Genomic DNA, 21,279 nt, shown 5'->3' on the forward strand with positions numbered 1-21,279 from the left:
TTTTCCGTGTTACTGATCCGATCAGGCATGAGTGGAAAGATTATGAAATAAGTGCAAGTAGGACATCCTAACATCCTAACATCCTACTGCTTATTTCTGTTTTCTACTCATGCCTTTTTTGTATTTTGGAAGTGGCAATTTAGCGGTTCGGTTTAGTAATATGCAAAATTTCTATGTATTGAAAGAAACCATACTGAATGAAGTTTCATGTGATGGTTTTTAAGTGTGTTTGTTGGTAAAAGGAGGAAACGGGATGTTTAAAAAGGCTTTTGGCGTTTTACAAAAGATTGGTAAAGCGTTTATGCTTCCTGTGGCATTATTACCTGCAGCTGGTTTACTGTTAGGTTTGGGGAATGCAGCACAACAGGAGACAACATTAGAGTATTTGCCGTTTTTAGACGCTGATTGGATTCAGCTTGTGGCAAAAGTAATGGAAGATGCTGGAGGTATTATTTTTAGTAATCTGGCATTGATTTTTGCGATTGGAGTAGCCATTGGTTTAGCTAGCGACGGTGCAGCTGGTTTGGCAGCATTGGTTGGTTACTTAGTATTAAACCAAGTAATGGGATCCTGGATAAATGTTACACCAGAAATGATTAAGGCTGACCCAGGTTTTGCTTCCGTGTTAGGGATTCCCACTCTGCAAACAGGAGTTTTTGGTGGTATTATTGTTGGGTTAATTGCAGCATATTGTTATAATCGTTATCATGACATCGAAACACCGGCATTTCTTGGGTTCTTTGCAGGAAAACGCTTTGTACCAATTGTAACAGCGGCTTTTTCGTTTATTGCTGGGATGGTATTGGTATTTATTTGGCCACCTGTGCAGGACGCAATGAATAGTGCATCATACTGGTTGATGCAAGAAGGGACCTATTTTGCTGTATTTTTCTTTGGGTTTATTAAACGATTGCTCATTCCTTTTGGGTTACATCATATTTTTTATGCTCCATTTTGGTATGAGTTTGGTTCCTATACAACCGAAGCAGGCAATATTGTTCGCGGAGATATGACGATTTTCTTTGCACAGTTAAAAGATAATGTAGACATAACAGCTGGTAATTTTTTGGCTGGTGAATTTCCAATTATGATGTTCGGTTTACCGGCTGCAGCCTTAGCAATGTATCATGCAGCCCGTCCTGAGAAAAAGAAACTAGTAGCAGGTTTGTTAGGTTCTGCAGCACTAACGTCATTTTTAACTGGAATTACAGAGCCGCTCGAATTTTCATTTATGTTTGTTTCACCATTGTTATTCTTCTTACATGCTGTTTTAGATGGATTAGCATTTGTATTAATGACAATGTTTAGTGTAAATGTGGGATATACATTCTCTGGCGGAGCCATTGATTTTGTCTTGTTTGGAATTTTGCCTGGTAAAGAACCTTGGTGGATTACTATTATTCTGGGCTTAGCTTTTGCTGTTGTTTATTATGTGGTTTTCCGATTCTTTATCAAGAAATTTAATTTGATGACACCAGGGCGTGAACAAGATAATGGAGAAAATAAGGAAAAGACAGGTCAAACTGGAGATCTTGCTTATAATGTTCTAGGAGCTTTGGGTGGTGAGAAGAATATCGCTCATCTTGACGCCTGTATCACCCGTTTACGTGTTTCTGTTCATTCCATTAAAGATGTGGACAAAGAAGAATTGAAAAACCTTGGCGCTTCTGGAGTACTTGAAGTAGGTAATAATATTCAAGCGATTTTTGGTCCTCGTTCAGAGATTATTAAAGGACAAATACAAGACATTATAGCAGGAAAAACACCACAAAAAGCTGAAGCAGATCAACAGGAAGAAGTAGAACAGCAAATGGAAGAAGTGAATCCGGAAGCTTTATCGAGTGATGAAGTGGAGGATCGGATTGTTTCTCCTATGACTGGCGAGCTACTTCCAATTACTGAAGTTCCTGACCAAGTATTCTCCGGAAAAATGATGGGCGATGGTTTTGCCATCAAGCCGGATGAAGGTCTTGTCGTATCACCAGTAAACGGAAAAGTGGTTAATGTATTCCCGACGAAACATGCGATTGGGCTTAAATCAGAGGGCGGTAAGGAAATTTTGATTCATGTAGGAATTGATACGGTAAACTTAAAAGGGGAAGGGTTTGAAACGTTAATCGAAGAAGGAGATCAAGTTGAAGCTGGACAGCCTCTATTGAAAGCCGATTTAGAGTTTATTCAACGTAAAGGTATGCCAATTATTACACCGATTGTATTTACAAACTTAGAACAAGGACAACAAGTAAACATTGAAAAAAGCGGAAAAGTAGTTCGAGCAGAAAAAGATATCATTAAGTTATAAGAATAAAAGCTAGGAAGCGTCCGTTTAGCACAGACAAGCGGACTGGAGCTAGCTAAAAAAGCCGATTAGGATAACTTCTAATCGGCTTTTTTAGTATATTGGATATTTTGGTTTAAGCAATGGACTCTCTGTTTAAGACAAAATTCTTCGTGTAAATTGACATAAAATAGATCTCCTAAAGGAATATCATTGAAGAAGTAGAAATGAATGGATACTAAATGACATGCTACCTTAATACACTATACTAAGGACTATAAAAAAGGAGGACAGGTAGCATGAACACCATTAAGTTAGTCGTAATTGGTGGGGGTTCATCATATACTCCACAATTAATAGAAGAAATTATTCAACAATACGAAGTACTACCGGTTACAGAAATCTGGTTAGTAGATATTCTAGAAGGACGAAAAAAATTATCCATTGTTACAAATTTAGCTAAGCGAATGGTGACGCGTGCAGGCTATCCAATTAAAATTATAGATACGTTAGACCGACGTCAAGCAATTAAAGATGCTACGTATATTATCACGCAAATACGCGTTGGAGGATTAAGTATACTACAAAGGGATGAGTCGATCTGCTTAAAACATGGCGTCATTGCACAAGAAACAACAGGAGCAGCAGGATTTATGAACGCATTACGAACGATTCCGGTCATGCTTGATATATGTGAGGATATTGAAGAATTAGCTCCTGACGCCTGGTTGCTAAATATTACTAATCCTTGTGGAATTATAACAGAAGCCATTTATAAACATACAAACATCAAAGTGGTTGGCTTAAGTGAAACACCAACCCATTTTTATCAAACGTTTGCCGAAATGTACCAAGTACCTAAAAAGGATATAAATATAAGTTTTGTAGGGACAAATCATTTACTTTGGGTGACGGAGCTGTTCATTAAAGGAAAATCAAAGCTTACAGATATGATGCTTAGTGATTCAACAATCAGTGAGGTAAACGAAAAAACTAACTCTTTAGGATTAGATCCATTTTTCTTACAGACTTATGGAGCAATACCTTGTAACCATCATCCATATTATTTAGAGACGGAAAAGATTTTAACGAAGCAAAAAGAAGCTTATAAAGAGGGAAATCTTCCATCAGATGGAAGAATACGAGAGGAGACAACGCTTTTTTCTATTTATGAAAGAAAATCTACAATAGAATTGCCAAAGGGTTTAGAGGATCGAGAGGGGGCTGCTTGTGCAGAAGCAGCAATCAATGTAATAAAGTCAATTCACTATGATCAAAAACAAGTTCACGCAGTAAGTGTTTGTAATAATGGCGCAATACCTTGTTTACCTGATGATGCATGTATTCAAGTGAACAGCGTTGTGGAACAACATCGGATTTCGCCTTTAAATTCCGAAATAATCCTTCCACATATCCGTGGATTTTTACAACTTATCAAAGCCTTTGAGGAGCTAACAGTAGAAGCTGCAGTAACTAGAAATATGGGCATTTGTCTACAAGCATTAGCACTTCATCCATTGGTACCTGCAGAAAAAGCACATGCGTTAATTCAGGATTTATTTATGGAAAATGAAGCTTATTTTCATCCGGTTTTTTATTAAGAACCTAACATTTTTTAGATTTGAAAAGCTGCTTAAGTAGTAAAAATTAGAACTACTTAAGCAACTTTTTTTATAAAGTAAAGGAACCAATGTAGAAGACGGTCTAATTCTAACCGTTATTAAGTGCATAGGATTGTATAAAAAGGAAAAACACCCTTGACATGAGCTGTTGTGATAGAATGACAAGCTTATTCCAAAAGAAGGATAAAAAAGGAAAATAGCTTTATCACAATCGTTAATATTTTTACTTTCTATTCATCACATTCTGTAGGAATAACAGGAAATCTTCCGAATCAATTTATAGGTTGCCGATCGATAAGTACTTTGTTTCTAAATAAGGTTCAATACCTTCTAGCCCACCTTCACGACCGAGACCACTTTCTTTCATACCTCCAAATGGTGCATGAGCTGCAGATGGACCGCCATCATTCCATCCGATAATTCCATACTCCAAATGTTCATAAAGATATATACCAGTTCGATAATCATTCGTAAAGAAATATGCGGCAAGACCATATGGGGAATTATTTGCTAATTTAACAGCTTCATCAAGCTCTTTAAATACTGTAATTGGAGCAACTGGACCAAACGTCTCTTCGTGCATAATATCCATATCTTCGTTTACATGATTTAGTATGGTAGGATGTACGAAATAATAGTCTTTTTCTTCATCCGCATCAAACTGATCGCCTAATAAAACGTCAGCACCTTTTTTCTTTGCATCAGCAATTTGGTCAACAATTTTTTCATAGCTGCTTTTATTAATGATTGGACCAATATCTACTCCTTTGTCTAGTCCATTTCCAATTTTGAGCTGTTTTGCAAATTGAACAAACGTTTCAGCGAATTCATCAACTATATCTTCATGGACAATCACACGGTTTGCACAAACACAGGTTTGACCGGCGTTACGAAATTTGGTAGCAACAGTCTCTTTAGCAGCAAGCTCCACATCAGCATCCTTGGTGACAATTAAAGGAGCATGTCCACCGAGCTCCATTGTTACATGTTTAACCGTATTGGCGCTATTTTTTATTAATTGTTTGCCAACTGAAGTAGAACCGGTAAACGTTATTTTTCGCACATATTTGCTGTCTGTAAACAAATCGCCAATTTCTTTTCCTGAGCCTGTAACATATTGAATGGCGTCTTCTGGTATTCCTGCTTCATGTGCCAATTCAATCATACGAATCCCTGTTAGTGGAGTTTCAGATGCTGGTTTAACAATAAATGTACAACCTGCAGCAAGTGCCGGTGCGGCCTTTCTCGTCATCATAGCTGCAGGAAAATTCCATGGTGTAATGGCAGCAACTAAGCCAACGGGCTGCTTACTAATAATAATTCGCTTTGTTTCCGTATTGGCAGGGATCGTCCGACCATAAATTCGCTTTGCCTCTTCTGCATACCAGTCAATATAACTTGCCGCGTATTCTACTTCTCCGTATGATTCTTTTAATGGTTTTCCATTTTCCATTGTCATCAATTTAGCAAGTTCGTCTTTATTTTCTCTCACCTTTACCGCCCAATTATTTAGCAACTCAGACCGTTTGTGAGCATTTATTTTGGCCCACGCTGGAAAATAATCAAAACCTTTACGTAAAGCTGTTTCTACTTCCTCTTTACTAAACTTCTTAATTTTTTTAATTACCTCTCCAGTAGCAGGGTTTTTAACTATGATCGTATTTGCCACGGTAAAACTCCCTTCTTTATTAAATCGTTTATTTATAGTATATTCCCTTTCTTAATATAAAAAAACATTTGAATGGGACTGCAGGAATTACTTCCTGCACCTAAAGAACTATTAGCACCTTAAAATAAATACAGAATGTGATCTGACATCATAAGAAAACTCCTCTCACAATGCAGTAAGTCAAGAGGGATTTTCTTGTTTTCTATTATTGGTTTAAAACTTCTATAAAATGTCTCAGAGCCGGATTTGGGTTGTCTTCTCTATGTGCAGTAATCCAACTGACTCGTAGGGATAAGTCTTTGATTTCCTTGTATATAACGTCCAAATTATATAACCGTTTGGTCGCTGCCGGAACGATTGAGACCCCCATTCCGGCAGACACCAAGCCGAGCGCCATTTGGTATTCGGTGGTCTCCAGTTTAATGTTTGGGGTAAATCCGGCTTTTTCACACAAGAAGTTAATTTTAATGTATAAAGAGGGCCAAGATTCTTTGGCAATAACGATCAGTGATTCTTCTTCAAGGTCTTTTAAATAAACTTGGTTCTTTAGAGTCAACGGATGTTGTTTAGGAAGTGCCAGTACGCAATGACTTTTCATGACTGTATTTACTTTCAGCTTATCGTTTCCCAATGGGGGATGTAGTACACCGATATCGATATGTCCGTTTAATAAAGCACTGACTTGATCTGGAGTTGATAGCTCCCGTAGCTCAATTTTGACCGAAGGGAACTGATTTCGGTATTCCCTGATAATAGGAGGCATGATCTCATATGTAGCAGCCCCGACAAAACCGATTACCAGTTTACCAAGCTCCCCCCGGGCTGTACGCTGGGCCATGTCAACTGCGTGATCAATCTGGGAAAGGCCTTCCTTTATCTGTTCTAAAAAAACCTTGCCTGCAGCGGTCAGCCTAACGGTTCTTTTGGATCGCTTCAGCAAGGTTACACCAATTTCACTTTCAAGCTGTTTAATTTGCTGGCTAAGCGGAGGCTGTGTCATCTGCAGCCGAAGAGCTGCTTTTCCAAAATGCAGTTCTTCAGCTACAACTATAAAATAACGAAGGTGGCGCAGCTCTATCATTCACTCATTCCTTTCCGTATGCGATTTCAGTCGTATTCCATATTAATTGTAAGACAAACATATATTGGAAACTAGTTTCCATAAGATGTATATTTAATAATACAATAATTTTATTAAAAATTCATTGTAAACAAATGAAATCGAAGGAGTGAGGACTTTGAATAATGAAGACATGAAAAAAGAAACTGTTACAGTAAGAGGAGCAGAACTTGTGGTGGATAGTCTCATTCAGCAAGGTGTCACTCATGTTTTTGGAATTCCAGGAGCAAAAATCGATGCAGTGTTTGATGTATTGAAAGACAGAGGGCCTGAATTGATCGTTTGCCGTCACGAGCAGAATGCAGCATTTATGGCGGCGGCAGTTGGACGATTGACTGGAAGGCCCGGAGTTTGCCTAGTGACTTCAGGTCCAGGAGCGTCTAATTTAGCTACTGGTCTTGTAACAGCCAATAAAGAAGGAGATCCCGTTGTTGCTCTGGCGGGAAATGTAAAAAGAGCGGATCTTCTCAAGAAAACTCATCAATCGATGAATAATGCGGCATTGTTTCAGCCGATTACAAAATACAGTGTAGAGGTAGAAGATCCTTATAATATCCCTGAAGCCATAACCAATGCATTTAGAGCGGCAACTTCTGGACAAGCAGGTGCAGCTTTCATCAGCTTTCCACAAGATGTGGTATCAGAACCAGTAACCGCCAACCTCAACCTGATAAAGGCTTCACCGGTACCGAAATCTGGTGCTGCTCCAAATGAACAAATCAGTGCAGCTATTGCAAAAATTCATAACGCTAATCTTCCCGTCGTTCTAGTCGGAATGAAGGGAGGAAGACCTGAAGCGGCGGAAGCGGTACGTCGGCTGTTGAGAAAAGTGAAGCTACCGTTTGTTGAAACATATCAGGCAGCAGGGACGCTGTCACATGATTTGGAAGATCAATACTTCGGACGAATCGGATTATTCCGCAATCAGCCCGGAGATATTCTCTTAGAAAAAGCTGATGTTGTATTGACGATCGGTTATGATCCAATTGAATACGATCCGGTATTCTGGAACAGAAAAGGCGAACGGAGCATTTTGCATCTAGATGAAATCCAAGCTGACATTGATCATGACTACCAACCTGAAATGGAGCTTGTCGCTGATATTGCCACAACGTTGGATCATATAGTGCGTGATTCTCTGCCGATTTCTATTGACAAATCGTTCTTACCTTTGCTTCAGCAATTAAAGAAAGCACTAAAAAATCAAAGTGAACCTCCAAAAGAGAAGAAAGCAAATCTCGTTCATCCATTGCAGATTGTACAGGATCTGCGCAATTTAATCGATGATGATATGACGGTGACTTGTGATATCGGCTCCCACTCCATTTGGATGGCGCGTTATTTTCGCTGTTACCGTCCGCTCGGTCTCCTGTTTACAAATGGTATGCAGACACTTGGCGTTGCTCTCCCTTGGGCAATTGCTGCAACTCTTGTCAATCCGGGACAAAAAGTCATCTCTGTTTCAGGTGATGGTGGCTTCTTGTTCTCGGCAATGGAGCTGGAAACAGCGGTCAGATTAAAAGCTCCGATTGTTCATCTTGTCTGGAATGATAGCACATATGATATGGTGGCATTCCAGCAGAAAATGAAATACAAACGAACGTCCGGAGTCGATTTTGGCAATATTGATATTGTAAAATACGCTGAAAGCTTTGGAGCTACAGGCTTAAGAGTCAATTCACCTGATGAGCTGGCAATTGTGCTTCAAAAAAGTCTAGATATAGAGGGACCTGTTGTCATTGATATTCTAGTTGATTACAGTGACAATATTCATTTGGCTGAACAGCGCTTTCCAAAGATTTTTGAGAAACAATTTAGGAAAAAACAAACCTCTATGTAAGTCTTAAACACATCATGTTCAATCATATTTAAATAATCAAGGAAGTGAAAAGAGGAAAATGAAAAGTCAAAGCAAGCAAAAAGACATGTCAACGATCGATAAAAATTTTGACCAAGTTTATCAGTTTTCAACCATGGCTTCTTTGTTGGACGGCATTTATGATGGGGATTTTTACATGTCGGAAGCGAGGGAACACGGTGATTTTGGGATTGGCACTTTTAATCAACTGGACGGGGAATTAATCGGATTTGATGGTAAGTTTTACCGTCTCCGTTCTGATGGAAAAGCTTATCCAGTTAAAGAAAGCGACTGCTCACCATTTTGTTCACTAACGTTTTTCCATCCAACTATTTATCATGACATCAATCAGCGGATGACTCGTGAAACGTTTGAAAAAAAGATGCATGTGCTGTTGCCTAGTGAAAATGTGTTTTATGCAATCCGTATGGACGGTACCTTTAAAAAAGTAAAAACGAGAACGGTGGAATTGCAGGAAAAGCCGTACGTACCAATGGTTGAAGCAGTAAAATCTCAGCCGATCTTTGATTTTAATAACATCAAGGGGACAATTGTAGGATTTTGGACACCGCAATATGCTAATGGGATCGCCGTATCTGGCTTTCACCTTCATTTTATTGATGAAGATCGCTATTCAGGTGGACATGTATTTGATTATGAAATTGAAAAGTGTACCATTCAAATTTCGCAAAAACTAAACATGTACCTTAGACTTCCGAATACGAAGGACTTCTTTAAAGCTGATTTAAACAGACATGATCTTGCAGCTGGAATTGAAGCTACAGAAGGAAACCCCGAATCGTAAATAAACTTCTTATAAAGAGACTTTCAGACTGTTGAAATAGGTCGGATTATAAAAATCTGACCTATTTTCGTTTTTTAGACTATAGGAAAGTATAAAACTTTAGGATTTATCCCGCATTAAGGTGCCGTAAGACTACAACTTCCGAGAAGTTTAAATTGGAAAACGGCACCTAAATGCCCGATTGGCTCAAGGGCCTTTAGGTCATACCCTTGTGGTACTAACATTCCGTAGGAGAGGGAAAAAACTCCTACTGAATGAAGTTTCACTTTATCGTATAAGAAAAACGATAGCTTTCGCCATAAAAACTTGACAATAAGCCAAGTTTTCTAATGCTATTTTTTTCTACGAGAAGGACTTTTCCAAAACCAATACGTCAGCTTTTCAGATTCATACCTTGAAACAAGCATCTCTTGCTGCTTTTCCTTTATTAAATAGAAAAAATTGCTTCAACTGTTTACGGTAATCTAGTCACTATCCCCATCCAGTAACACCACAGACCGATGAAACCTTTTTTAACTGTTTGTACTCTTACAAATGTAATGGCTTGGAAAGACAAGCCAGCACAATATATATGTTTGTTAAATATAAAAAGAAACAATCAGGAAGATTTACAACCGATGTATGATTTATTAGGAGCTATTGTTAATTCTGAAACAATTGTCCAACAATTACTTAAAGTTGACGATTATACGTCTTTTATTAAAGTGCTAAATGATTTTAATAATAAATCATTCGTACAAACCTTGGCTTTTTCCTCAGGAAGGTCACATGGCAGCAAATTAAAAATGCTTTATTTAAAGAATAATGCTATAATCTGCTATGCTATGTCTAGAGAGCTGTCAACAAAGTAGGTGCAACAATGAATCAAAGACAAAGAGAGTTAGTAGAAATTTTATTATCCAATAACCAACGTGCGTTATTAATAAAAGACCTTGCTAAACAAGTGCAATGTTCGGAGAAAACTGCACGCAATGATTTGCAAACGATTGACAAGTTGTTAAAGGGTTATCCATCTGCTTATATTATTCGAAAACCAGGAACAGGAGTATTTATAGAAATAAATGAAAACGACCGTGCCCGTTTATTCCATGCTCTTTTTCGTGAAGATGAAACAAAGGATGAACGAGTAATGAACATTGCTTATCGACTATTAACTGAGGAACAACCAATTACTATACAAAACCTTAGTGAAACATATTTTATGCCCACTACTATTATTAAAGATGATCTCAACTGCATACAGCAATGGTTAGAGAGTTTTGGTTTAAGTGTGGAGTGCAGACAAGGGCTTGGGCACTATATAGCGGGAGATGAAATAAATAGACGAGTTGCTTTAGCTCATATCGAAGAACTTACTGGGGATTCAGCAAACTTTGTATTGGATTTATTTATGCCATTTGAAGTTGCTACAGTAAAGCAAACCTTAGACAGCATGTGTAAGCGCTGGGAACTTCCTATAACAAGTGAATCATTGAATAACCTTTTAGTTCATGCGTTAATTATTGTGAAAAGAACAAAGTGTCATGCTCCTATTGGCATACCGAAACAGAATGAATCTATTTTTCAATCAAAAGAATACCAAGCTGCAAAGTGGGGCTTACAGCAATTAGCAGAAAAATTTTGTCTTACTTTTTCTGAGTCAGAGATAATCTATTTCACTTGGCATATACGTGGCAGTAAAAAGTACGAAGAGGCGATTTATCAACAAAAAGATGAACCAATGAAGCAAATTTTAGCTACACTAATCGAAACGATGCAACAGCTGACGAGAGTCCCATTCTTGAGTGATGATCAATTAGTGAATGGGCTCATAATTCATTTAGATGCTGTAGTCAATCGTTTAATGTACGGGTTTCCAATTTCTAATCCGTTGTTGTTTGAGATTAAAAAGATGTACCCATATGTGTTTAGCATGGTAACACTCGCGACAGAGCGGATAAATGACAATTTTCATTTAGATATACCAGAGGAAGAAGTGGCATACATTGTACTCCATTTTCAAGCTTCCATTGAGAGGATGGATGCTGAAAAACATGCTATACCAAAAGTCTTAATTGTGTGTGATATGGGCATAGGCATGTCTCGTTTGCTGCAAGCTAAGGTCGAAAAGCAATATCAAGAATTAAAAATTGTAGGGGCAATAGGAAAAGGGGAAGTACAAGCTTTTTTGAAAGAAAATGATGTCAATTTAATTATTTCCACAACAACCTTAGAAAAGGTAAAAGTACCTTCTATTATTATTTCGCCACTTTTAGAAGCTACAGATAAAGAAAAACTACAAAAGTATCTTAAAAGACGAGCAGTGGAGTCATCTGTGTTAGCAGCTTCAGATCATGTGCTCTGTGAATTTATCGATGAAGCATTAACATTTGTCGGAATCCGACCACAGCATCGTTTTCAAGTAGTAGAAATGCTGGGAAATATGCTATATAAACAGGGAAAAGTAGACAAATCCTATATTCATCAGGCGTTATTACGAGAACGAAAGTCTGCAACTTCTATTGGCGGTGGAGTAGCGATTCCACATGGTGATCCAATGTTAGTTAGAGAGTCCTCGATAGCTGTAGCTGTTTTAGATAGGCCGATTGACTGGGGCAAAGAAAAAGTATCGATTGTGTTTATGCTAGCTTTAGTAAATGACAAAGCAAATCCGATTAAAGCAATTATTCACAAAATATCAGCTCTCTCTAAAAACCCAGAAATAGTTGGGGCTTTATTAAACGCTCGCGATAAACAAAATTTTTTACGAATTTTAAATGAAAGAAATTTATAAGACTTGCTTTAGTACTGCGAAAATAAAACTTTGTTAGCAGTATACTCCTGTATATTCCACAATACCAACGCTAGCCTTCATCCATGATGTTTTCATGGATGAAGGCTTCCCTTTTTATTTCCTAATTTTAAGTGAAACTGGGAAACCATTCATAAATAGCGGTTCGGATAGACGAAAAAGGTATTTCTTACACGATAGGAAAGTATAAAACTTTAGGCTTTATCGTATAAGAAAAACGATCGCTTTCGCTATAAAGACTTAGCGACAAGCCAAGTTTTTCTAATCTAACTGGGTTACGTTTACCCTATATATTTTAAATTACCATAGTTCCGGTAAAAACTTAGCGTAATTAATGAACAATAATGATATATACTTTGTGATGAAAGCATTATAGTTTTTTACTATAAAGCTTTACAAGATATTCATATAAAGCGCTTGTATGATACAACGAAAGAGATAATAGGCAAATGGATAAAAAATCCAATGTAGACAGTGGTAGCTCTTAGGGATAAAAAAGGAGACTTTTTGGAGTACGCCCACCAAAAACGCGGCTCTCTAATGGAAGGTATGAAATTACAGTACTTTGGTCGCCAAATGGGCTTATTTTCTTCAAGATTGTTCTTAAACTTGTGGGGTATCGCTCGTAAGCAAGTTTCACTTTACAAGGAGGTTGAAATAATGAAAATAGTTGCTGTGACTGCGTGTCCAGTAGGTATTGCACATACTTATATGGCAGCTGAAAATTTACAAAAAGCTGGAGAGGAATTGGGTGTTGACATTAAAGTAGAAACTCAAGGTTCCATTGGTGTAGAAAATGCTCTAACTGAGAAGGATATTGAAGATGCGGATGGAGTCATTATAGCTAGTGACAAAGAGGTTTCCAAAGAACGGTTTATTGGAAAAAAGCTGATTGTAACAGGTGTACAAGAAGGAATTAGAAATCCGCAAAAACTGATCCAACGGTTTGAAACGGAAGATATACCTGTGTATAGAGCAGATTTAATGTCCGTAGAAGAAGTTAAAAAAAGGAAAAAACAAAAAGAAAATCCGATTTATAAGCATTTAATGAGTGGTGTATCTTATATGATTCCATTCATTGTTGTAGGCGGATTATTGATTGCACTTGCTTTAACATTAGGTGGAGAGCAGACACCTGGGGGAATTGTTATCCCCGAAGATTCATTTTGGAAAAAAATTGAAGAGATAGGAGCTGCCTCATTTAGTTTTATGGTTCCTATTCTAGCTGGATTTATTGCTGTAAGTATTGCTGATCGACCAGGTTTAGCACCAGGTATTATTGGCGGGTTTATTGCGGCAAATGGGAGTTTTTATGGTAGTGAAGCTGGTGCCGGATTTATCGGCGGGATCATTGCAGGCTTTTTGGCAGGGTATATTACTTTAGCTATTAAAAAAATTAAAGTCCCTCAAGCTATCCAACCGGTTATGCCGATTATCTTTATTCCAATTTTATCAACCGCAGCTGTTGGCTTACTATTTGTTTATGTCATTGGTGCTCCCGTAGCTCAAGTGTTTGAATCACTAACAGCATGGTTGGAAGGGATGCAAGGGGCAAGCTCCGTATTATTGGCATTAATTCTCGGTGCCATGATCGCTATTGATATGGGTGGTCCATTTAATAAAGTAGCATTTTTATTTGGCTCAGCTATGATTGCAGAAGGAAACTATGAAATAATGGGACCAATTGCAGTAGCAATTTGTATTCCACCCCTTGGCATGGGTCTTGCAACATTTATCAATAAACGAAAATATCAACCAACAGAGCAACAAGCTGGTAAAGCGAGCTTTACTATGGGACTGTTTGGAATAACGGAAGGAGCAATTCCATTTGCAGCTCAAGATCCATTACGTGTTATCCCAAGTATCGTCATTGGTTCAATGACCGGATCAGTTATTGCTATGCTTGGAAATGTAGGCGATCGGGTGGCACATGGTGGACCAATCGTTGCTGTTTTGGGGGCAGTAGATAATGTACTTATGTTCTTTATTGCTGCTATTATTGGTACAATTGTCACCGCATTACTAGTTAACTTTTTAAAAAAAGATGTAGATGGTGTTCTTAAACATTCCAATAAGGAAAAAGCTAAGCAGAAAATAGACAATAAGCCCGGAGGCAATACGTCCATTGAGCTAAACAAATTAACAGATATTATGACGATGGATTTAATTGATACAGATATTCAGGGCACAACGAGAAATGAAGTAATTGATGAACTCATTCAAAAATTAAATGCATCGGGAGTTTTAAATGATCCAAAGGCTTATAAACAAGCTGTTATTGCTAGGGAAGAAGAAGGAACAACAGGATTGGGAATGAATATTGCTATCCCCCATGGAAAATCTACAGCTGTTAATAAGACCGCAGTAGCCTTTGCCATAAAACGTGATGGTGTAGATTGGGAAAGTTTGGATGGAACAGATGCCAAATTAATTTTTATGATTGCTGTACCGCAAGAACAGGCAGGAGATGCTCATCTAAAAATTTTGCAAATGTTGTCCAGAAAATTAATGGATGCTGATTTTAGAGACCAGCTTTTAAAGGTTACAACGAAGGAAGAAGCGTACCGGTTGCTAGATGAGATTCAATAGTATCAGCAGTTTCTTTGATAATTTAACAAAAGTTTACTTTACCTTTAAAATTTGAATTATTGGAAGAAATGAAAGAAAAACTGTCATTGTGCGGAGTTTCACTATATAATTATGGGAAAAGGGATGAACCTCTTTTCCCATTCCCTGTTTAATAAAGTGAAACTTCATTCAGTAGGAGTTTCTTCCATCTCCTACTGAATGTTAGCTTGAACGAATCGGGCATTTAGGTGCCGTTTTCTCCCACTTAGACCCTTTTGTATCACCTCAAGGCTCTTGAAGTGGGAGTCTTACGGCACCTTAGATGCGGGATAAAAATAATCTATTGGAGGGATTCAGCATGAATCAAGAACCAATATTTTTACAACCTGTATTTCAAGAACGAATTTGGGGAGGAAAAAAATTAACAGCATTGTTTGGCTATGAAATTCCATCAGAGCAAACAGGCGAGGCTTGGGTTATTTCTGCACACCCACACGGTCCAAGCAAAATTATAAATGGCCCCTTAGCGGGAAAAACTTTATTAGATGCTTGGGAAAATCATGGCGAACTGTTTCATAAAAAAAGCAGTGTTAATGAAGCATATCCACTATTAGTTAAAATTTTAGATGCAAATGATAATTTATCAGTACAAGTTCATCCCGATGATGAGTTTGCAAGAAATGTGGAAAATCAACCATATGGTAAAACGGAATGTTGGTATGTGCTTGATGCAGAGCCAGGAGCAGAAATTATTTTAGGCCATCACGCAAAAACGAAAGAAGATTTAGCGACTATGATGGATCATGGAGATTGGGATCAGTTGTTACAACATGTAGCTGTAAACAAAGGCGACTTTATCTATGTACCAAGTGGAACCATTCATGCAATTGGTAAAGGTATCGTTATATTAGAAACCCAACAAAGCTCTGATATTACATATCGAGTGTATGATTATGATCGTAAAGATAATAAGGGAAATCCAAGAGAATTACATCTCGATAAAGCAAAGCAAGTTACGAATATCCCTCATCAAATGCCAAAATTTGAACAGCAAAGTTATCAGAAAGAGGATTTACATGTTCAGCAATTAGTAAAAGAAACTTATTTCACTGTGTATCATTGGAAACTTTCGGGCGAAGTGACGCAACATTTAGAAGCTGATTTTCTTCAATGCAGTGTAATTATGGGAAATGCTGAAATACATGTAAATAATAAATCTTACACATTAAAAAAAGGGGACAATTTTATTCTTCCGTATGGCATGGATACATATCAGCTTGTCGGCAATGCAGAATTGATTGTTTCACATACGTAATGGATACGCAAAGGAGATATGTTGACTGCTAAATGTATCATTTTACATCAACAATATGAATGAGGTTAAGCAATGGTTAAAAAACGTTTGAATGGACTTTATTATTAGTTCGTTTGAGATATAACCAAAAATAAAAACGGGCGGGAGAAAACAATTATTTTTCTCTGCCTGTTTTTTGTTTTTTTTCAATTTACGGCACCTATATTAGCTGCTACTGCCAAAAGGGGATAGTATTTCAAATGTTGTAGAATTTCAATCCACGAGGCTAAATACTAAATATCACAAACCGAACAATTCAATTATGTGATTACCCCCAAAAGTTAGAGTTTTATTATACAGTTGATTGGCTGGATTGCGTTCGATACTCGACTGGGCTCAGCCCGGCCAATTTTTCTTTTATTCGTTCATGATTATACCAATAGATATATTCTTCAATCCGACTTTTTAATTCTTCATAGCTTACTAATTTTTCTCCATAATACATTTCTTGTTTTAAAATGCCAAAAAAATTCTCCATGGAAGCATTATCCGCACAGGTTGCTTTTCTAGACATGCTTTGGAATACTTTATTCTCTTTTAATGTTCTCACCCATTGGTTGTGTTGGTAATGAAAGCCTTGGTCAGAATGGATGGTGGTGCGATAGGTTGCATGATTCTTTATTATCTCTATCGTTTCTTTTAAAGGTTCTATGACAAGATCTAACGTTGGACGTTCCTTGATTTTATACGCAATAATTTCTCCGTTATAAAGGTCAAGAATCGGATTTAAATATAACTTCTCTTCACTTAGACATTTGAATTCTGTAATATCGGTTACTAATTTTTGAAGAGGAATTGGCGTGTTAAAACGGCGAGACAATCGGTTTTTCGCCACTTTTCCAACGTTTCCCTTATAGGAATTGTATTTACGGGATTTTCGCATAAATTTCACACATTTCAATCCCAATTCGCACATAATGCGATATACTTTTTTATGGTTGATAACGTATCCTAATTTATTTAGTTCTCTAGTAATACGTTTATAGCCATAACGTTCATGGAACTTTTTAAATAAATCGATAATGATTTTTTTTAGTACTTTGTCTGAATCTTCTCTGCCAAAATTTTTCACATGATAGTGATAGGTTGCTTCAGGTATGCCCACAATAAGGAGAATATCTTTTAATCGGAATCCTTCTTCTTTAAGTCCAAATGCCACCTTTGCCTGTGCTTTTCGTGGAAGGCATTTGGATTCTCCCGAAAAGCTCGTAGCTTTTTTAGGTACGCATTTTCTAGCCTTAATAGTTCATTCTCTCGTTCTAATATTTCTTCACGTGTTAACTTTTTTTCTTCCTTTTTCTTCCGTTTATTGGGTTTCTTAGACATAGAAGACTCCCCCTTTGGTTTCAGGCCTTCTACTCCTTGTTCCTTAAATTCTTTCATCCAGCGTCTAATTAAGGAAGGGTTGTTCAATTTAAATTGAACAGCAGTTTCTAAAAAAGTAGCACCTGTCTTTAACACAAATTGTATCGTATTTAATTTAAATCGAACAGGATAAAACTTCCTAGCTTTTTTTCTTTTTAACCCATCCATTCCCTGAGACTTATAGACTTTCACCCATTCAAATATTGGTGTTGCGCTACCCATATTATATTTTTTTGCCAATAATTTATATCCTAGGTTGCCATATAAATACTCGGTGACAAGATTTATTTTAAATTCTTCACTATATTTAGCCATAAAAACACCCCCGAAAATTAGATTTCTACTCTAACTTTGGGGGGTCGGTACCTTATAATTGTTCGGTTTGTTTGTGTTTAGAAAGACTTGGCTTGGCGCCAAGTCTTTAGCGAAAGCCATCGTTTTTCTTATACGATAAAGTGAAACTTCATTTCTTGGAATGCTTTTCCCAAGAAATGTTAGTACCACAAGGGTATAACCTAAAGGCCCTTGAACCAATCGGGCATTTAGGTGCCGTTCTCTACCACTTAGATCCTTTTGTATCAACTCCAAGATTTTGAAGTGGGAGTCTTACGGCACCTTACATGCGGGATAAACCATATAAATTTTATACTTTCCTATAGTACAAGGACGATTTATTGTTCGTTTTTTAATCAGCTGTTTTAGTTATGTCCCCAGCATCGACGAAATGAGGACATGGGTAAGAGAAACGTACACAGTAATCTCAATCCACGCATTAATATAAGGTGCGACTTGATACAGTCAACGTACCACCAATGGAAGATTTTGAATTTCAATCCACGCACCTATGTAAGGTGCGACGAAAAGCAATGTGGCAGATGTTAAGTACTATGCTATTTCAATCCCGCACCTATGTAAGGGCGACATGACAAATAAGTTTAGGTCATTGAAGCAACTGGAAATTTCAATCCACGCACCTATATAAGGTGCGACGATTACCTAACTACTACTTAAAGTTAGAGGGCTTATTTCAATCCACGCACCTATATAAGGTGCGACGTTTTTTAAATCTGCTATTTTGTTTGTTAATTCTACATTTCAATCCACGCACCTATATAAGGTACGACGCTCGTAGTTACAACGAGTATTAGCTTTGGAAAACAATTTCAATCCACGCACCTATATAAGGTACGACAGCGAATATAACCTAATTTTTTACAAAAACATGAGCGATTTGCCTCTTTTTATAACAAAAACTTCAAAAAAAGTGACTGTTTCCTTTATTTTATTCCATTATCGCGCATTATACAAACAAATATTGGTGCGAATCCCCTAGAGATTTTATGTGCACTTCAGATTCGCACCAAAATAACATGTCTATTCATTTATGATCAAAATACATAAACGTAGACAGATTATTTTTTTAACGCTTGTCTACGGAATTAGGGGAATATATATTAAAACTAAAAGACCTGTAATTTTACAATATACATGTTGTTAAAAAAGATTCAAGTTTTAAACCTGTAAATAATTTATATTATTTAGGACTTATGAGAAAAGCGCTTCTGAATCCCCAATTCACTTCACTTCACTAACATTCAAAGAGAAAAGCACCTTCTTACATGAAGTTTCTCTTTATTTCCTCAGAATTCTGTCCGTTTGTATGTCGCTAACCGAACGCTTCAGCTTTAGTTCTTTACTATCTTTTTTCTAAATACATTTGGAGTATATTCTCCATAAAATAAATAAAGGTGAATATTTATATACAAAATTTAATTTTTGTGATACGCTTACAGCAAGGAGGTGAAACGATGGATATAAATGAAAGCGGTTTTAAAATCATTATGCACAGTGGTGATGCACGCTCTCATACGCTGGAAGCATTAAAAAATGCCCGAAAAGGAAATTTTGAAAAAGCCGAACAATTGTTAAAAGATGCTGATGATCAGCTGCTTGAAGCACATAAAATTCAAACATCATTATTACATGAGGAAGCGAATGGAAGAAGCATGAAACTATCCATTATATTCGTTCACGCGCAGGATCACTTAATGACAGCAATGCTGGCAAAAGATTTAGCAACTGAAATTATTGCAATGCAGCAAGCTAAAACTCTATAGAGGCTTACAGTAAGTAAGATAGAAGTTTGTCTAAAACGAATAAATACGAGAAAAGGAGTGTGTGTTATGCGTGTATTAGTAGCATGCAGTGCAGGGATGTCCACGAGTTTATTTGTGCAAAAAATAAAGGATGCTGCAAAAACAGAAGGAGTAGATTTGCAAATAGGAGCTGTCTCCATTTCAGAAGCACGTTCGCTATTACAAAATAACCAGTATGATTTGCTACTGTTAGGTCCGCAAGTTGCCTTTATGAAAAATCAGATGGAAAAAGAATTAGGTAATTCGCTTCCGGTTGGTGTCATTAATAGTCAGGATTATGGTTTAATGCGTGCTGAAAATGTTTTAAAACAAATATTGGATAGTAAACCGCTAGTATAGAAAAATAAAAGGCTAGGGGGAAATAAAAATGAATCGAATAGCCAATAAAATTGCCCAATGGTTAACGCCAATTGCTACAAGGTTTTCTACGCAGCGTCATTTAGGAGCTGTGCGCGATGGTTTTATTATTTTGATTCCACTTGTTATTGTAGCCTCATTTTTTGTATTGATTAATAATGTAATTTTGGATCCTACTAACGGTATTTTTGCTAATGTTGCAGATTTAAGTGCTTACCAGCAAATAGGAAATCAAGTTTACAATGGCACATTAGGACTTCTTTCAATCTTGATTGCTTTTACTGTAGCTTATAAACTGGCACGTTCTTACAATGAAGATGGCGTTATACCAGGAGTAATGGCAGTCGCTGTTTTAGTATCCATGTTTCCTAGTATGGTTGAAGTTGTTCCCCTAAATCAAGAGAAAATAGTAGAGATAACGGGGGTATTTAGTCAAAGTGAAACATCTGCTACTGGATTAATTTTTGCGATTATTTCAGCTTTAATTGGAACAGAAGTTTTTTTACGATTAAAGAGAATCAAAAAATTACAAATCAAAATGCCGGAAAGTGTTCCACCAGAAGTTGCTAGATCTTTTAATGCATTGATTCCAGCATTTTTCACGTTAACATTGTTTGCTTTACTGGTGTTTTTAACGAATGCGTTTTTTGATTTAGGTTTACAAGAAATAATAACCAAAGCGATACAAGCACCACTTGATGCTATCTATCAGGGATTACTCGGTATTAATGGAGTTATGTTTGTACAAAACCTATTATGGGCTTTAGGAATTCACGGTACCTTTGTTCTTGGACCAATTACGGAACCAACGTTACTAGCTGCTATTCAGGAAAATATCGAAGCATTTCAGGCTGGTAGCATCATACCTAATATTGTAACCAAACCATTTATTGATAGTTTTGCAATGATGGGTGGTGGCGGAAATACAATTGGGTTATTAATTGCCATATTTATTGCTTCAAAACGTGCAGAGTACCGTGGTGTTGCTAAACTTTCTGCTGCTCCAGGGTTATTTAATATTAATGAACCATTAATGTTTGGGCTGCCAGTTATTTTGAATCCAATCTTAGCGATACCTCTTATTCTTGTACCAATTGTGAATCTGAATATTGCCTATCTCGCGACATCTTTAGGATTAATTTCAAAAACGGTTGTTTTTATTCCTTGGACAACCCCGCCTGTATTATCCGCTTTCTTAGCGACAGCAGGTGATTTCCGTGCAGTAATTTTAGCTGCTCTATTAATTGCTCTATCGGTAGTTATTTATTTGCCATTTGTAATCGCAACGAATAGCGTAGCAGCTATTGAAAGGAAAAACAGAAGCTAAAGAGAGATC

At 37.1% G+C, this 21,279-nt stretch carries 15 protein-coding genes; 11 read left to right on the forward strand and 4 right to left on the reverse strand.

The window, feature by feature from the left end; translation table 11 throughout:
- The first annotated feature begins 253 nt into the window (after positions 1 to 253).
- Together ptsG and JNUCC74_RS05305 are read left to right on the forward strand one after the other, a co-directional pair.
- Positions 254 to 2,302, forward strand: coding sequence for a glucose-specific PTS transporter subunit IIBC (ptsG, locus tag JNUCC74_RS05300; protein ID WP_454067207.1), 2,049 nt, complete (start codon positions 254 to 256; stop codon positions 2,300 to 2,302).
- A 275-nt stretch (positions 2,303 to 2,577) separates the two neighbouring features.
- The gene (locus JNUCC74_RS05305) at positions 2,578 to 3,879 is read left to right on the forward strand and encodes a family 4 glycosyl hydrolase (protein WP_454067208.1); all 1,302 of its coding nucleotides are present in this window, start codon (positions 2,578 to 2,580) and stop codon (positions 3,877 to 3,879) included.
- 298 nt (positions 3,880 to 4,177) lie between these two features.
- Here the strand turns inward: JNUCC74_RS05305 and JNUCC74_RS05310 are convergent, their stop codons facing one another.
- Together JNUCC74_RS05310 and alsR are read right to left on the reverse strand one after the other, a co-directional pair.
- Positions 4,178 to 5,569 carry an NAD-dependent succinate-semialdehyde dehydrogenase gene (locus tag JNUCC74_RS05310; protein WP_454067209.1) on the reverse strand — a complete coding sequence of 464 codons (1,392 nt, stop codon included), beginning with the start codon at positions 5,567 to 5,569 and terminating at the stop codon, positions 4,178 to 4,180.
- A 205-nt stretch (positions 5,570 to 5,774) separates the two neighbouring features.
- Entirely contained in the window at positions 5,775 to 6,647 is an 873-nt protein-coding gene (gene alsR / locus JNUCC74_RS05315) for an acetoin biosynthesis transcriptional regulator AlsR (protein ID WP_454067836.1), read from the reverse strand.
- Between the two features lie 175 nt (positions 6,648 to 6,822).
- Here alsR and alsS point away from each other — a divergent pair, with 175 nt between their 5' ends.
- The 6 genes from alsS to manA all read left to right on the forward strand — a co-directional run bounded on the left by alsS (position 6,823) and on the right by manA (position 16,026).
- Positions 6,823 to 8,529, forward strand: coding sequence for an acetolactate synthase AlsS (gene alsS / locus JNUCC74_RS05320; protein ID WP_454067837.1), 1,707 nt, complete (start codon positions 6,823 to 6,825; stop codon positions 8,527 to 8,529).
- Between the two features lie 58 nt (positions 8,530 to 8,587).
- Positions 8,588 to 9,352 carry an acetolactate decarboxylase gene (gene budA / locus JNUCC74_RS05325; RefSeq protein ID WP_454067210.1) on the forward strand — a complete coding sequence of 255 codons (765 nt, stop codon included), beginning with the start codon at positions 8,588 to 8,590 and terminating at the stop codon, positions 9,350 to 9,352.
- A gap of 500 nt (positions 9,353 to 9,852) precedes the next feature.
- Entirely contained in the window at positions 9,853 to 10,203 is a 351-nt protein-coding gene (locus tag JNUCC74_RS05330) for a PTS sugar transporter subunit IIA (protein WP_454067211.1), read from the forward strand.
- 8 nt (positions 10,204 to 10,211) lie between these two features.
- A complete protein-coding gene (locus JNUCC74_RS05335) occupies positions 10,212 to 12,125 on the forward strand; it encodes a BglG family transcription antiterminator (protein WP_454067212.1) in 1,914 nt (637 codons plus the stop codon).
- Between the two features lie 678 nt (positions 12,126 to 12,803).
- On the forward strand, positions 12,804 to 14,732 hold the full coding sequence (locus tag JNUCC74_RS05340) for a fructose-specific PTS transporter subunit EIIC (RefSeq protein ID WP_454067213.1): 1,929 nt from the start codon (positions 12,804 to 12,806) through the stop codon (positions 14,730 to 14,732).
- A gap of 337 nt (positions 14,733 to 15,069) precedes the next feature.
- A complete protein-coding gene (gene manA, locus JNUCC74_RS05345) occupies positions 15,070 to 16,026 on the forward strand; it encodes a mannose-6-phosphate isomerase, class I (RefSeq protein ID WP_454067214.1) in 957 nt (318 codons plus the stop codon).
- Positions 16,027 to 16,357: 331 nt separating this feature from the next.
- Here the strand turns inward: manA and JNUCC74_RS05350 are convergent, their stop codons facing one another.
- Together JNUCC74_RS05350 and JNUCC74_RS05355 are read right to left on the reverse strand one after the other, a co-directional pair.
- Positions 16,358 to 17,224 carry an IS3 family transposase gene (locus tag JNUCC74_RS05350; protein ID WP_454065614.1) on the reverse strand — a complete coding sequence of 289 codons (867 nt, stop codon included), beginning with the start codon at positions 17,222 to 17,224 and terminating at the stop codon, positions 16,358 to 16,360.
- Positions 17,188 to 17,745 carry a helix-turn-helix domain-containing protein gene (locus JNUCC74_RS05355; protein ID WP_454065613.1) on the reverse strand — a complete coding sequence of 186 codons (558 nt, stop codon included), beginning with the start codon at positions 17,743 to 17,745 and terminating at the stop codon, positions 17,188 to 17,190. Before JNUCC74_RS05355 ends, JNUCC74_RS05350 begins: the two co-directional genes overlap by 37 nt.
- A gap of 1,493 nt (positions 17,746 to 19,238) precedes the next feature.
- Between JNUCC74_RS05355 and JNUCC74_RS05360 the strand changes: the two genes are divergently transcribed.
- From JNUCC74_RS05360 to JNUCC74_RS05370, 3 genes are all read left to right on the forward strand, one after another.
- Positions 19,239 to 19,547 carry a PTS lactose/cellobiose transporter subunit IIA gene (locus JNUCC74_RS05360; RefSeq protein ID WP_077319859.1) on the forward strand — a complete coding sequence of 103 codons (309 nt, stop codon included), beginning with the start codon at positions 19,239 to 19,241 and terminating at the stop codon, positions 19,545 to 19,547.
- A gap of 66 nt (positions 19,548 to 19,613) precedes the next feature.
- On the forward strand, positions 19,614 to 19,925 hold the full coding sequence (locus JNUCC74_RS05365; RefSeq protein ID WP_454067215.1) for a PTS sugar transporter subunit IIB: 312 nt from the start codon (positions 19,614 to 19,616) through the stop codon (positions 19,923 to 19,925).
- A gap of 28 nt (positions 19,926 to 19,953) precedes the next feature.
- Positions 19,954 to 21,270, forward strand: coding sequence for a PTS sugar transporter subunit IIC (locus tag JNUCC74_RS05370; RefSeq protein ID WP_454067216.1), 1,317 nt, complete (start codon positions 19,954 to 19,956; stop codon positions 21,268 to 21,270).
- The last annotated feature ends 9 nt before the right edge of the window (positions 21,271 to 21,279 follow it).

It is taken from the genome of Cerasibacillus sp. JNUCC 74 (assembly GCF_053667775.1).

Bases quoted from the DNA above. Each gene is read 5' to 3' on its own strand.
- JNUCC74_RS05365 (WP_454067215.1), top strand. From the start codon at position 19,614: ATGCGTGTATTAGTAGCATGCAGTGCAGGGATGTCCACGAGTTTATTT.
- JNUCC74_RS05330 (WP_454067211.1), top strand. From the start codon at position 9,853: ATGAAACCTTTTTTAACTGTTTGTACTCTTACAAATGTAATGGCTTGG.
- ptsG (WP_454067207.1), top strand. From the start codon at position 254: ATGTTTAAAAAGGCTTTTGGCGTTTTACAAAAGATTGGTAAAGCGTTT.
- alsS (WP_454067837.1), top strand. From the start codon at position 6,823: ATGAAAAAAGAAACTGTTACAGTAAGAGGAGCAGAACTTGTGGTGGAT.
- JNUCC74_RS05355 (WP_454065613.1), bottom strand. From the start codon at position 17,745: ATGGCTAAATATAGTGAAGAATTTAAAATAAATCTTGTCACCGAGTAT.
- JNUCC74_RS05360 (WP_077319859.1), top strand. From the start codon at position 19,239: ATGGATATAAATGAAAGCGGTTTTAAAATCATTATGCACAGTGGTGAT.
- JNUCC74_RS05335 (WP_454067212.1), top strand. From the start codon at position 10,212: ATGAATCAAAGACAAAGAGAGTTAGTAGAAATTTTATTATCCAATAAC.
- JNUCC74_RS05370 (WP_454067216.1), top strand. From the start codon at position 19,954: ATGAATCGAATAGCCAATAAAATTGCCCAATGGTTAACGCCAATTGCT.
- budA (WP_454067210.1), top strand. From the start codon at position 8,588: ATGAAAAGTCAAAGCAAGCAAAAAGACATGTCAACGATCGATAAAAAT.
- JNUCC74_RS05340 (WP_454067213.1), top strand. From the start codon at position 12,804: ATGAAAATAGTTGCTGTGACTGCGTGTCCAGTAGGTATTGCACATACT.
- manA (WP_454067214.1), top strand. From the start codon at position 15,070: ATGAATCAAGAACCAATATTTTTACAACCTGTATTTCAAGAACGAATT.
- JNUCC74_RS05305 (WP_454067208.1), top strand. From the start codon at position 2,578: ATGAACACCATTAAGTTAGTCGTAATTGGTGGGGGTTCATCATATACT.